The following is a 12,548-nucleotide window of genomic DNA, read 5'->3' as shown; positions in this document are numbered from 1 at the left end:
GCTCAGCCGACCTGTTTGGCGAGATCCAGCAGCGAGCCGTCGAATGTGGGCGCGTTGTCCTGCGGTGCCGGTGCGGGTGCGGAGGCAACCATGCCGAATTCAGACCAGCCGATCATGATCGTCACGCCGCCGATTTTATCGCCTCCGACGAACCATGGAGCAATCACCGCGCTGCAGGTCATGGGCTGCTGGGTCGATCCGCTCACGAGCTTGCGTTTCGTCTGCACCACCTCGCCGCGCAACCCGCGCATGAATTCGGTACGCACTTCAGCTGGTGCGTCCGGAAACAGCTGATTGTAGCTGCGCCCCACCACGTCCTTGCGGTCGATCTGGCGGTGGCACTTCAGCCAGAACTTGTTGCAATCGACAATTCGCAGTTTGTCGTCGAGCACGGCGATCGGCGCCGGCATCTGCGCAATAATGTCCTGCGCCATCCGCGTGCGCGCCAACCCTGCGCTTTCTCGCTCAAGAGTCGCCGTCACATCACGCGTCAGTCCGAACAGTTCGGTCACACGTCCATCATGAATCCGAAGGTCCGCATAGGACTCTGCCATCCGCACCGTGCCGTCCGGCTGCACCACCCGCAGCCGGCAGTGAAAACCGCGGCGGCCTTCTAGCGCCTGTGCGATCAGATAGAGCAGCTTGCCGCGGTCCTCCTCATGGTAGCACTCCACCATTTCCGGCAGCGGCAACGGCGTCTCGCGCGTCGGCAAGCCAAGGATCGCGCAGACGCCCGGCGACAGAACGGCGCTCCCGGGAAAGACGATCTTCCATTGCGCAAAGCCGGCCTGTCGGTGCAACAACTGCAAGGCTAGCGGCGCATCGACGATCGGTGCATCATGCTCAGCCAATGCGACCGACTCCGCCGTTGACGCGATCAGCTGCTTGGCAAACATCGGCTCGGTCCGGGGTAGTCTTGGGGGGCTTTAGGCTACCGCGCGAGGGTTAATCAAAGGATGGCCACTCACCAGTATAAATACGCAAGTTTCGGCCCAAAACGGCGGTTTTTGGTGACGTTGTCAGCCCAAGGGCCAAAAAGGGGCGCCGCACATGGCAGCGCCCCCATCATCACACGGCAGAGACGTCAGGCCCACTCGCCCTTGCGCATCACTGGCACGCGGTCGCCGGACTGGGTGATGCCGTCGATGTCCACCTTGTCCGAACCGATCATCCAGTCGATGTGGATCAGGCTCTGGTTGCCGCCCCGCGAGGCGATCTCTTCGGCACTCATCGCGGTGCCGCCCTCGAAGCAATCGGCATAGCACTGGCCCAGCGCGATATGGCTCGCGGCATTTTCGTCGAACAGCGTGTTGTAGAACAGGATACCGCTCTTCGAGATCGGCGACGAATGCGGCACCAGCGCCACTTCGCCAATCCGGCGCGCGCCCTCGTCGGTGTCCATCACCTTGTTCAGCACGTCCTCGCCCTTGCTGGCCTTGGCCTCGACAACCTTGCCGTCCTTGAAGGTCATCCGGATCTCGTCGATCAGCGAACCCTGATGGCTCAGCGGCTTGGTCGAGCTCACATGCCCGTCGACGCGCTGCGCATGCGGCACGCTGAACACTTCCTCGGTCGGGATGTTCGGGTTGCAGGTGATGCCATTCTTGGCTTCCGACGCGCCGCCCTTCCAGCGATGCCCGTCGGCCAGTCCGATCGTCAGGTCGGTGCCCGGGCCGTTGTAGTGCAGCGAGGCGAAGTTCATCTCCGTCAGCCAGGTCCAGCGATCCTTCAGCTGCGCATTGTGCGCCTTCCAGGCGGCAATCGGGTCCGGCTGATCGACGCGGCTGGCGGCAAAGATCGCCTCTGCCAAACGATGCACCGCCTCGTCCTCGGCCAGATCCGGGAAAACCAGCTTGGCCCACTCCGTATTGGGGTAGGCGACGATGTTCCAGTTGATGTCGAACCCGGTGATCTTTTCCAGCGCCGGCCGATAGGCTTTGGACAGCGCCCGGTTGGCGCGCGAAACCTTGCTCGGGTCCTGGCCGGCCAGCATCATCGGGTTGTCGCCCGAAATCGACAGCCGCGCGGCATTGTTGCCATAGGCCTTGGCCATGCCCTCGAACAGCCAGTCGGCGGCGTGGTCGAAAGCGTCGTCCGGCGCATATTTGTAGCGCGCCAGCGTCATTTCCTCGTCGGAAAAGATCGTCTGCACCAATCCCGCGCCGGCCTTGTAGGCATGCTCGGTGATCCGTCGCACCAGCGGCAGCGCCGACATCGGCGTGGTCATCACCAGATCCTGGCCCGGCTGCAGTTGCAGGCCGACCTTGATGGCGACTTCCGCCAGCTTGTCGAGCTTGATGGGATCGATGGGAGACGTCGTCATAGCGTAGGCCTTTCGAAGTGTTCAAAGACACTTAGCGCGCCCGCGCGGCGGGTTCTAGGCACCACTCGGCAATTGCCTGCGCCACTGGCTCAGATCGGCGCCGCGTCGCGCCCCGGCATCCGGTTGAACGCATCGAGCGCCGCAATCTTGTAGGCTTCGGCCAGGGTCGGGTAGTTGAAGGCGTTCTCGACGAAATAGTCGACCGTGCCTTTGAGGTTCAGCACCGCCTGGCCGATATGAACCAGCTCGGTCGCGCCCTCGCCGATGATATGTGCGCCCAGCAGCCGCCGTGTCTTCAGCGAAAAGATCAGCTTCATCATCCCGCCCTGCAGCCCCATGATGTGGCCGCGCGACGTCTCGCGAAACCGCGCCACGCCGCATTCATAGGGGATCTTTTTCTCCCGCACTTCCTGCTCGGTCAGCCCGACGGTCGAAATCTCCGGCACGGCATAGATGCCGTAGGGGAAGTACTCGGGCACCGGCGGCATCGGCGCCCCGAAAGCATGGCAGGCGGCAATGCGCCCCTGTTCCAGCGACGTCGACGCCAGCGAGGGAAAGCCGATCACGTCGCCCGTCGCATAGATATGCGGCACGCTCGACTGGAAGGTCTTCGGGTCGACCTTCAGCCGGCCCCGGGAATCCGGCTCGATGCCGCAGGTTTCCAGCCCCAACCCGGCCGTGGCGCCGACCCGTCCCGCTGCATACAGCAGCATCTCGGTGCGTATCTTGCGGCCATCGCTCAGCGTCGAGACCGCCCAGCCCTTGTCGTCAATGTCCACCTGATCGACGGTGACGCCCAGCCGCAGCTGCATGCCGCGCTTGCGCAGCTCGCTGACGAACTCTTCGATGATTTCGCGGTCGATGAATTCGAGGAACCGCTCCCGTGGCTCCACCAGCGTCACGGGCACGTCCATGGCCGAAAAGATCGTGGCATATTCGAGCCCGATCACCCCGGCGCCGACCACCGTCAGGCTCTTGGGCACCCGTGGGTCGCTCGCCACATTGTCGCTGTCGAGCACGCTGGTTTCGTTGAACGGAATGTGGCTCGGCCGATAGGGCGTCGTGCCCACGGCAATCACCACATTGTCGGCCTGATAGCGATATTCGCCGTCACCACTCGTCGCGACGGCAATCTCGTGTGGCGAAGTGAACCGGGCCTTGCCCGCCACCACTTCCACCCCGTTGCGCGCGAACTGGTGCTCCAGCACGTCGATCTCGTGGTCCAGCGTCATGCGCAGCCGCGAGCCGAGATCCTGATCGTCGATGTTCTTTTTCACCCGATAGGCGAGCCCGTAAAAGCCACGCTCGCGCCAACCGGACAGGTTCAGCACCGTTTCGCGCAGCGTTTTTGAGGGGATCGTGCCGGTATGCACCGACACCCCGCCGACGCGCAGCCGGTTCTCCACCACCAGCACCGACTTGCCGAGCTTGGCCGCCTGGATCGCGGCGCGCCGCCCCGCCGGACCCGATCCGATGACGATCAGTTCATAATGTTCCATGCGTGCATTCCCCCTTGGGTGCCAAGTCTTGCACGGGATACCCCATCGACCCACAACAACCCTGCATGGCTCCGTTGCGCAGTGTCACGCACCGCACTGCGGGATCGGTCGAGGTCAGGTCGCCGAAGGGTTGGCCGCAGGCGCCCTGTCCTCGTCCAGCTTCGTCACCAGCCGGCGGCCCAGAAGATGCAGCAGGTAGTAGCCGAAGCGCGGGTTCTGAAAGAACAACTGGCGCAGGTCGTCATAGCTGATCCGCCCAGCCTGACCGCCCTCGACGCACTCGAGCGTCATCGTTCTCCGGCGCTCGGGAGAGACGAACCCGATTTCGCCCACCAGATCGCCGGGCCCCAGCTCGATATCCCGCTCCACCAGCCGGTAGCGCCCCGAATGCAGCAACAGCATATGGTCCGCGCTGTCCCCGAGCCGGAAGATGGTCTGTCCGGCGACGAAAGTACGCTGGCTGGCGAACGGGTTCAGCCAGTCCGTCAGGTCGGCGCCGTCCGGTGCCTCGCGCATCTGGCGCAGCAGCTTCATGATCTGGTAGAGCCTGCGGATATTGAGAGGCAGAATGATCAGCTCGGTCACCAGCATCGGCCACGACTGCATCGCCGTGGCATAGATGATGAAAAAGAACGAACTCACGATCCCGGCAATTCGCAGGGGGATAATCGTCCGCATCGAATAGCTGACGACTGTCGCGGCGGTGCCGCAATAGCCGATCGCTTCCAGCCAGAAGTGGTCCAACATGCCTCTCTTTCGGGCGCGCAGATGCGGGGCATCGCATCATGGCACTGCCGCACGCCGCGATTGCTTGAATTCGCCTGACGTCTGAACAGACTAGCCCTTCTTCGGCACGATCCGGAAGTCCGGCAGCTGGCGCAGCAGGTCTTCCGGCCCTGCAGGCGCATAGACCACGAACAGCTGCATCGGCCCGTCGCCGGTGTTCAGTGTCGAGTGAAACCGGTCCTCGGGAATGAAGACCGTGCACCCGGGGCCGACCTTCTGCGTAACGGGCTCGCCGTCAGGCGTCTCGACCATCTGCTCGCCTTCGCCGGAAATGACGAAGATGATCTCTTCGGCGCCCGGATGGTTGTGCCGCGCATGGCCCTGGCCCGGCGGCAGGTCCACCACCCCACCCGAAAATTTCCGTGCCCCGTTGACCTCGGGGCCGACGGTCAATGCCAACTGCCCCCATTCGAACCCATATGCATCGACGTCCGCCGGATAGACGAAATTGTTCTCTGCCATCTGCTTCCTCCCCGAAGTCTTGCGCCCTTTGCCGACTCTGGTCGGCGGTTGTTTGTGGCCGGACTACAGCAGTCCATGTCGTATCGCTGCAATCTAAAAACCGACGCGATCTGTTTCTGGAAGCAGAATTCTCAGGCGCCAGACTGGGTCAGATGCACTGACAGATGCAGCATTCGTGACGTAAAAATGATCACGTTATCAGATACAGACTGCGGGAAGACTCATTATACAAAAGTAAAATGCTGTTTTGAGCAAGTAGATGCTAGCATGTTAGCTTGACGTCTGTGTCATAACAGTGGAATGCTGTGCATAGGCAAGATTTGAGGAGATCGTGCCGAAGGACGCTAGGGGAGGTGTCCGGCAAGGGCTGAGGGCTGCATAGACCGGGAGAACCCGGCGCAGTGCCCGGGCCAAACCTTCCTGACAGTACGACACAGCGAAACCCCGGTCGCAGGCAGATTGCCTGCCTTGGTGGTGCGCTGCTGCAGGCCCCAGGCAGAGGAGGAGGGGCGCTCGGCCGGTGCAAACCGCCGGCTGCGAAATAGGCGCTAAAGGGAGGAACCACTATGCGCATTATTGCGAAGGGCATGCTGGCCGGTGCTGGCCTAATGCTGATGTCGAGCACCTCCGTGCTCGCACAGGAACTGACGATTCTGTGGGCGGAATGGGATCCTGCAAACTACCTGCAGGAGCTCGTGAACGAGTATCAGGCCGAAACCGGCGTGCGCGTTACGGTCGAGACCGTGCCGTGGCCCGATTTCCAGACCAAGCTGTTCACGGAGCTCAACGCTCAGGGTTCCGCTTACGATCTGGTGGTCGGTGACAGCCAGTTTCTCGGCGCGGCGTCCGTCAACGATCACTATGTGAACCTGACCGACTTCATCGCCGAGCATGACCTGACAACCGTGATGGCCCCGGCCACCATGAAATACTATTCCGAATACCCCGGTGGGTCCGGCCAGTACTGGTCCGTGCCGCTCGAGGGTGACGCGCTCGGCTGGGCCTATCGCAAGGACTGGTTCGAAGACCCGACCGAAATGGCCAACTTCAAGGAGAAGTACGGCTACGACCTCGGCGTCCCCGAGACCTTCAAGCAGCTCATCGACATCGCCGAGTTCTTCCATCGTCCGGAAGAGAACCGCTACGGCGCGGCCATATACTCGCAGAACGCCGGCGACGCCATCGTCATGGGGGTCGAAAACTCGGTCTTCGCTTACGGCGGGTCCTTCGGCAACTACGAGACCTTCAAGGTGACCGGCGAGATCAATTCGCCCAAGTCGGTGGAAGCCCTCGAGGATTATCGCAAGCTGTTCACCTACGGGCCTCCGGGCTGGGGCAATGCCTTCTTTGCCGAAGTGAACACCGCGATTGCCCAGGGTCAGGTCGCGATGGGCATGAACTTCTTCGCCTTCTTCCCCTCGCTGGTCAACGAAGCCACCAACCCCTACGCCAAGGACATGGGCTTCTTCGCCAACCCGCCGGGACCCTACGGCGATGACTTCGCCGCACTCGGCGGCCAGGGCATTTCCGTCATCTCCTACACCCAGAACAAAGACGAGGCGATGCGCTTCCTCGAGTGGTTCGTGAAGGACGACACGCAGAAGCGCTGGGCCGAACTTGGTGGCTATACCGCCAGTGCGGCCGTGCTGAACTCAGAGGAGTTCCAGAACGCCACGCCGTTCAACAAAGCCTTCTACGAGACCATGTTCAAGGTGAAGGATTTCTGGGCGTTGCCCGAATATGCCGAGCTGCTCACCGAGGCGGCCGACACCTTCTACCCCTATGTGGTCGATGGTCAGGGCACCGCGCAGGAAACCATGGATGCTCTCGCGGCCAAGTGGGTCGATACGCTCCAGAGTGCCGGCTACCCGGCGGAATAACGTCGACGCAAGCAAGTGCCCGGGGAGGGGAGGGTTTGGCCTCCCCGGGCTGTATGGCAATCGGGGGACTGTGTCTTGACTAACCTGATAACGCCGCTCGATCGGGGATCGCGCGCGGCAACGCGCGGATGGAGCGACATCACCATTCGCAACATGTTCGTCATTCCGACTGTTGCATTTCTCATTATTTTCAACGTTTTCCCGCTGCTCTATTCGCTCGGGTTCTCGTTCACCGATTTCAAGGCCTCCAGCAAGGCGCCGGTCAACTTCGTCGGCTTCAAGAACTACGCGGACGTCCTGGCCGATCCGGTCATCTGGCGCACCTTTTCGACCACGCTTTGGTATGTGATCGTCTCGGTCGCCGGCCAGTTCATCGTCGGCTTCGGCCTTGCCCTGCTGCTCAACCGCCCGATCCCGGCAAAGGGGCTGCTGACCACGCTACTCATGCTGCCGATGATGCTGTCGCCGGTCGTCGTGGGCCTGTTCTGGAAGCTGATCTACGATCCGTCCTGGGGCATCTTGAACTACGCGCTAGGTCTCGGGCCCGTCGCCTGGCTCACCAGCCCCGATCTGGCGCTCTACGCCGTCGCCATCACCGATATCTGGATGTGGTCGCCCTTCGTCATGCTGCTGTCGCTCGCCGGCCTCAGCGCTGTGCCCAAACATCTGTACGAGGCGGCATCCATCGACCGCGCCGGCAAGCTCTACACCTTCTTCCGCATCACCCTGCCGCTGGTCGCGCCGATCCTGCTCATCGCGGTGATCTTTCGCACCATGGAGGCCTTCAAGACCTTTGACGTCGCCTTCGTGATGACCGGCCAGCCGGCCGCCGAACTCATCTCGTCACGGCTGTACAAGATGGCCTTCCAGCAGTGGCAGACGGGTCCGTCGTCGGCCCTCGCCTACGTCATCCTGATCATGGTGCTGTGCATCACCAACATCTACGTCAAATACCTCAACAAGGCTAAGGAGCGCTGAGATGGCCACCGTTTCAACGCGCCAGGGACGCCTTGGCAATCGGCTTGTGATCGCGCTCGTCTTCGTCATCACCCTGATCTTCCTGTCCCCGATCTACTGGATCGCCTCCACGGCCTTTAAACCGCTGGTGCTCGCCACCTCGGTGCCACCGACCATTGTCTTCGAGCCCGAGGTCACGCCCTTCGTGAAGCTCTTCACCAAGCGCGCCCAGCTCACGACGCCGGTCGAACCGGAAGTCTACGAAGCGGCGCCTTGGTGGGAAAAGCTCGTCCTCGATGGCGGTGAGCGGCTCTCCCGCGACGGACTGGGCGAGGTAGTGTTCTCGGCCTATGGCGATCGCTTCGTCAATTCGCTGATCATCGCCATCACCTCCACCGTGCTGGCGGTCAGTATGGGCACCATCACCGCCTATGGCTTCTCGCGGTTCAGGGTGAAGGGCGAAGCGGATCTGCTGTTTTTCATCCTGTCGACGCGCATGCTGCCACCCATCGTCGTCGCCATTCCGATGTTCCTGATGTACCGGACCTTCGGGCTCAACGACACGCATCTGGGCCTCATCATCCTCTACACCGCGTTCAACGTCAGCTTCGCGGTCTGGCTGATGAAGGGCTTCATCGACGAGATCCCGAAGGAATACGAGGAGGCGGCGCTGGTCGATGGCTATACGCGCATGCAGGCCTTTTTCCGCATCGTTCTGCCCGAAGCCGCAACCGGCATGGCCGCCACCGCCGTCTTCTGCTTCATCACGGCCTGGAATGAATACGCCTTCGCGCTGATCCTCACCAACCGTCGGGCCCAGACCGCGCCGCCCTTCATTCCCAGCCAGGTCGGCACCGGCCTGCAGGACTGGACGGTGATCGCCGCCGGCACGCTGCTGTTCCTGCTGCCCGTCGCCATCTTCACCTTCCTGCTGCGCAATCACCTGCTGCGTGGCATGAGCTTCGGAGCGATCCGCAAATGAACCTGCGCGTTTTCAACCAGCGTTTCCTCGAGCCCATCACCATGGCGCTCATGGTCATCGGCATCCTCTTTCTGTGCCAGCCCTGGATCGCGGTGCTGCATCAGTGGTCGGTTCTGGTCATGCTCATCGGGCTGATCGGCTTCAACGTCGCCGTCCACATCAAGCCCCCCGATGCCAACCCGCAGGACGAGCCCGAGCCGGGCCCGGTCTCCGTCTCCTGCACCGTGCGTGAGGGGACCGACAATGGCTGAGATCGAACTGCGCAACGTCAACAAATGGTTCGGTGCGCTGCAGGTCATCAAGGACGTCAGCCTCACCGTCGCCGACCGCGAGTTCGTCGTCTTCCTCGGCCCGTCCGGCTGCGGCAAGACCACGACCCTGCGCGCCATCGCCGGGCTCGAGGATATCGGCTCGGGCGAAATCCTGCTCGACGGCAAGCCGATCCACGATCTGCGCGCGCCCGATCGCGACATCGCCTTCGTTTTCCAGAACTACGCGCTCTATCCGCATTTCACCGTCTACGAAAACCTCGCCTTTCCGCTGCGCGCCGTCGGCACCTCCAAATCCGAGGTCGACAGCACGGTGAAATCGGTCGCCAACTCGCTCGGCATCACCCACATGCTGAAAACCCGCCCCTCGGCTCTGTCGGGTGGCGACATGCAGCGGGTCGCCATCGGCCGCGCGCTGGTCCGTCGCCCCAAGGCGCTGCTGCTCGACGAACCCATCGGCTCGCTCGATGCCAAGATGCGCGAGCAGATGCGCATCGAACTGAAGCGCCTGCACTACGAAAACGGGTCGACCTCCATTTACGTGACCCATGACCAGGTCGAGGCCATGTCGCTGGCCGACCGGATCGTCGTCATGCACGATGGCGTGCTGCAGCAGGTCGGCACCCCGACCGAGGTGTATCTGCACCCGGCCAACCTCTTCGTCGCCCAGTTCATCGGCTCGCCGGTGATGAACATCACCCCGACCAAAATCACCGATGCGGGCGGCAAGGCGCAGATCAATCTCGACCGTGAGCAGTTCGAACTGCCCGGCGAACTGCTCGGCCAGTTGCAGAGCAAGCAAGCCGGCAATGATCTGTCGCTCGGCGTGCGGCCCGAGGGCGTGCTCGTCAGCCATGACGATCAGCCCGGCTACCGCCCGGTCGAAGCCCATATCATCCAACCCTTCGGCGGTTTCGACATCGTCGATCTCAAGATCGGCGACGAGGTGCTCCGGGCCCGCACCCAGTCGGGCTTCGTGCCCAAACCCGGCACCCGCGTCTTCGCCCGCATCGATCCATCGCAGGCGCATTTCTTCGACAGCACATCGGGCCAGTCGCTCGATATCCGTTTGGGCGAGTGACATGGCACGTATCCGCTTCGAAAACGTCTCGAAATCCTTCGGCAACGTCGCTGCGGTCAAGGATCTCGATCTCGATATCGCCGACGGCGAATTCTTCGTGCTGCTCGGCCCCACCGGCGCCGGCAAGACCACCATCCTGCGCATGATCGCCGGGCTCGAAAAGCCCACCACCGGCACGCTTCACATCAACGACGCCGAGGTAAACGAGTGGGGGCCGGCCGAGCGCGACGTAGCGCTGGTGCTGCAGCAGTATTCGCTCTATCCGCGCTTGACGGTGCGCGACAATCTCGCCTTCCCGCTGCGCTCGCGCATCCGCCGCATGAGCGAGTCCGATATCGAACAGCGCATCGATTATGCCGCGAAAACACTGCGTATCGGGCACCTGCTCGATCGCAAGACCGACAAGCTCTCGGGCGGCGAGATGCAGCGCGTCTCCATTGGCCGCGCCATCGTGCGCGAGCCCCAGGTCTTCTTGATGGACGAGCCGCTGTCGGCCCTCGACGCCAAGCTGCGCGAGGCCCTGCGCACCGAGCTCAAGGACCTGCAGATGCGGCTGAGCGGCACCTTCATCTTCGTCACCCACGATCAGGTCGAGGCCATGACCATGGGCGACCGCATCGGCATCCTCAACCATGGCAGGCTGGTGCAGGTCGGCACCCCGCAGGAGGTCTATTCCAACCCCCGCGACACCTTTGTGGCCAGTTTTGTCGGGTCTCCCGCCATCAACCTGCTGCGCGGCAATCGCTCCGGCAATCTGGCTGTCGTCGCGCCGAAAACCTTTGAGCTGCCGCTCGGCGCCGCCACCGCCGGCACTGGCCCGGTCACCTTCGGCATAAGGCCCGAAGACGTCGAGGTCGCCTCCGGCGCGCCGGTCGAGGGCCGCGTCCACGACGTCGAAAATCACGGCATCGAAAAGGTCGTCACCCTGCGCGTCGGCGACAACTTCCTGCGCGCCAACGTGCCGGCCCGCGTCGAGGTCAAGGTCGAAGACGCACTGCGCTTCGGCTGGAACCCCGACAAGGTCATTCTGTTTGATGCAGATACCGGTCTCAACCTCACGCACAAGGCGGCCTGACACCAAAGGGACACACGAGCCATAAAGGACTACGATGAACTGGCAGTCGGCCCTTCTCCGCGTGGGAGGGGCAGGGGAGACGGCAGGTAACGCGCACCACCTCCCCGGAAACCACGAGCGGGATCAACCCGCCGCGCGCTAGGCGAACACAGTCGACCCTCGGGGAGGAGGGACATCATGGCGGAACACACCAACACTTATCCAAAGCTGCATAACGCTGCCTGGCCCGGCGTCGTCGGCAAGGGCGCGCCCGACAGCGAACCGATCATCGCACTCGATACGCTGCTCGAACTCACCGCCAATGCCGAAGTCGATGGCGTCAAGTTCGACGGCATCGACCTGTTCGTCACCGCACCGCATTTCGACATCGATTCCAGCGCCGATGACGTCGCGCGCATGAGCGACCATATCGCCGGCTACGGTCTCAAGGTCGGTTCCTTCGTCGCCCCCATCTGGGGTGGCGCCGGGGGCGGCTCGGCCATGGGCGATGCCGACGAGATCAAGCGCTTCCTCTCGCAGGTCCGCAAGGCCTGCAAGATCGGCAAACAGATGCGCGACAACGGCATCCGCCCCACCGGCGGCATTCGCATCGACAGTTCCACCACCGTCGAAGCCTGGGATGCCGATCCGGAAGGCAACACACGCAAGATTGCCGACACCTTCAACGAAGCCGGTCGCATCGCCAAGGACCACGGCGAGTTCATCGTCATCGAAGGCGAAATCTGCTGGGGCGGCATGCACTCCTGGCGCGAAAACCTCAATCTGCTCGAAATGGTCGGCATGCCCGGCACCGTCGGCTACCAGGCCGACATGGCCCACTCGATGCTGTTCGTGCTTGGCGCCAATGCCGAAAAGGATCGCATCCTGCCGACCGAGTTCGAATGGTCCGACAAGGCCGCACTGGACGCCGCCTACAAGAAGGTCGCCGACGCGCTGCGTCCCTGGACCCTCGATTTCCACGTCGCCCAGAACGACGGCACGACCTTCGGCTCCGGCGACCACGAAAAGACCGGTCGGCACTGCCAGATCGACGATCCCAACGGCCGGCTGGATGTGGTCAAGCACGCCGGCTACTGGCTGCGAAACGACAACGGCACGCTCACCCGCATGATGCGCCACATCTGCTGGGACGGCTGCATGTTCCCCAATGAGGTAATGGAGCGTCAGGAGACCTGGAACAAGGTCCTCGCCGCCATGCTCGCCGTCCGCGATGCCCACGGCTGGGTGGAATAGC

12 protein-coding genes are annotated in these 12,548 nt (G+C 62.7%); 7 read left to right on the top strand and 5 right to left on the bottom strand.

Annotation, left to right across the window (positions count from 1 at the left end; genetic code table 11):
* Positions 1-2 precede the first annotated feature (2 nt).
* The 5 genes from ACN0TK_RS16005 to ACN0TK_RS15985 all read right to left on the bottom strand — a co-directional run bounded on the left by ACN0TK_RS16005 (position 3) and on the right by ACN0TK_RS15985 (position 5,070).
* Positions 3-896 (bottom strand): PAS domain-containing protein, encoded by an 894-nt coding sequence (locus tag ACN0TK_RS16005; RefSeq protein ID WP_417310531.1) that lies wholly within the window; start codon positions 894-896, stop codon positions 3-5.
* Positions 897-1,084: 188 nt separating this feature from the next.
* Positions 1,085-2,323: an aminopeptidase gene (locus tag ACN0TK_RS16000; protein ID WP_417310530.1), complete on the bottom strand. Its 1,239-nt coding sequence runs from the start codon at positions 2,321-2,323 to the stop codon at positions 1,085-1,087.
* An 89-nt stretch (positions 2,324-2,412) separates the two neighbouring features.
* Positions 2,413-3,822 carry a Si-specific NAD(P)(+) transhydrogenase gene (gene sthA / locus ACN0TK_RS15995; protein WP_417310529.1) on the bottom strand — a complete coding sequence of 470 codons (1,410 nt, stop codon included), beginning with the start codon at positions 3,820-3,822 and terminating at the stop codon, positions 2,413-2,415.
* 114 nt (positions 3,823-3,936) lie between these two features.
* Positions 3,937-4,569, bottom strand: a complete 633-nt coding sequence (locus ACN0TK_RS15990; protein ID WP_417310528.1) for a cyclic nucleotide-binding domain-containing protein — start codon at positions 4,567-4,569, stop codon at positions 3,937-3,939.
* 90 nt (positions 4,570-4,659) lie between these two features.
* A complete protein-coding gene (locus ACN0TK_RS15985) occupies positions 4,660-5,070 on the bottom strand; it encodes a cupin domain-containing protein (RefSeq protein WP_417310527.1) in 411 nt (136 codons plus the stop codon).
* A gap of 566 nt (positions 5,071-5,636) precedes the next feature.
* Here ACN0TK_RS15985 and ACN0TK_RS15980 point away from each other — a divergent pair.
* The 7 genes from ACN0TK_RS15980 to ACN0TK_RS15950 all read left to right on the top strand — a co-directional run bounded on the left by ACN0TK_RS15980 (position 5,637) and on the right by ACN0TK_RS15950 (position 12,547).
* Complete coding sequence (locus tag ACN0TK_RS15980) at positions 5,637-6,950, top strand: ABC transporter substrate-binding protein (protein WP_417310526.1); 1,314 nt, start codon at positions 5,637-5,639, stop codon at positions 6,948-6,950.
* Positions 6,951-7,025: 75 nt separating this feature from the next.
* Complete coding sequence (locus ACN0TK_RS15975; RefSeq protein WP_417310525.1) at positions 7,026-7,928, top strand: carbohydrate ABC transporter permease; 903 nt, start codon at positions 7,026-7,028, stop codon at positions 7,926-7,928.
* A 1-nt stretch (position 7,929) separates the two neighbouring features.
* Positions 7,930-8,889: a carbohydrate ABC transporter permease gene (locus ACN0TK_RS15970; RefSeq protein ID WP_417310524.1), complete on the top strand. Its 960-nt coding sequence runs from the start codon at positions 7,930-7,932 to the stop codon at positions 8,887-8,889.
* Positions 8,886-9,140 carry a hypothetical protein gene (locus ACN0TK_RS15965; RefSeq protein WP_417310523.1) on the top strand — a complete coding sequence of 85 codons (255 nt, stop codon included), beginning with the start codon at positions 8,886-8,888 and terminating at the stop codon, positions 9,138-9,140. Before ACN0TK_RS15970 ends, ACN0TK_RS15965 begins: the two co-directional genes overlap by 4 nt.
* Positions 9,133-10,239, top strand: coding sequence for an ABC transporter ATP-binding protein (locus tag ACN0TK_RS15960; protein ID WP_417310522.1), 1,107 nt, complete (start codon positions 9,133-9,135; stop codon positions 10,237-10,239). Before ACN0TK_RS15965 ends, ACN0TK_RS15960 begins: the two co-directional genes overlap by 8 nt.
* 1 nt (position 10,240) lies before the next feature.
* A complete protein-coding gene (locus tag ACN0TK_RS15955) occupies positions 10,241-11,314 on the top strand; it encodes an ABC transporter ATP-binding protein (protein ID WP_417310521.1) in 1,074 nt (357 codons plus the stop codon).
* Positions 11,315-11,491: 177 nt separating this feature from the next.
* Entirely contained in the window at positions 11,492-12,547 is a 1,056-nt protein-coding gene (locus ACN0TK_RS15950; RefSeq protein ID WP_417310520.1) for a TIM barrel protein, read from the top strand.
* Position 12,548 lies beyond the last annotated feature (1 nt).

Origin of the sequence: Devosia sp., assembly GCF_048261455.1 — a bacterium.
In the GTDB taxonomy this organism is placed as follows: domain Bacteria; phylum Pseudomonadota; class Alphaproteobacteria; order Rhizobiales; family Devosiaceae; genus Devosia_A.
The sequence above is the reverse complement of the archived record's forward strand: the minus strand, read 5'-3'. Positions and strand labels throughout refer to the sequence as shown.

What these genes read in the sequence shown, in the direction of transcription:
- ACN0TK_RS16005 (WP_417310531.1), bottom strand. Translation starts at nt 896, where the DNA reads ATGTTTGCCAAGCAGCTGATCGCGTCAACGGCGGAGTCGGTCGCATTG.
- ACN0TK_RS16000 (WP_417310530.1), bottom strand. Translation starts at nt 2,323, where the DNA reads ATGACGACGTCTCCCATCGATCCCATCAAGCTCGACAAGCTGGCGGAA.
- sthA (WP_417310529.1), bottom strand. Translation starts at nt 3,822, where the DNA reads ATGGAACATTATGAACTGATCGTCATCGGATCGGGTCCGGCGGGGCGG.
- ACN0TK_RS15990 (WP_417310528.1), bottom strand. Translation starts at nt 4,569, where the DNA reads ATGTTGGACCACTTCTGGCTGGAAGCGATCGGCTATTGCGGCACCGCC.
- ACN0TK_RS15985 (WP_417310527.1), bottom strand. Translation starts at nt 5,070, where the DNA reads ATGGCAGAGAACAATTTCGTCTATCCGGCGGACGTCGATGCATATGGG.
- ACN0TK_RS15980 (WP_417310526.1), top strand. Translation starts at nt 5,637, where the DNA reads ATGCGCATTATTGCGAAGGGCATGCTGGCCGGTGCTGGCCTAATGCTG.
- ACN0TK_RS15970 (WP_417310524.1), top strand. Translation starts at nt 7,930, where the DNA reads ATGGCCACCGTTTCAACGCGCCAGGGACGCCTTGGCAATCGGCTTGTG.
- ACN0TK_RS15965 (WP_417310523.1), top strand. Translation starts at nt 8,886, where the DNA reads ATGAACCTGCGCGTTTTCAACCAGCGTTTCCTCGAGCCCATCACCATG.
- ACN0TK_RS15960 (WP_417310522.1), top strand. Translation starts at nt 9,133, where the DNA reads ATGGCTGAGATCGAACTGCGCAACGTCAACAAATGGTTCGGTGCGCTG.
- ACN0TK_RS15955 (WP_417310521.1), top strand. Translation starts at nt 10,241, where the DNA reads ATGGCACGTATCCGCTTCGAAAACGTCTCGAAATCCTTCGGCAACGTC.
- ACN0TK_RS15950 (WP_417310520.1), top strand. Translation starts at nt 11,492, where the DNA reads ATGGCGGAACACACCAACACTTATCCAAAGCTGCATAACGCTGCCTGG.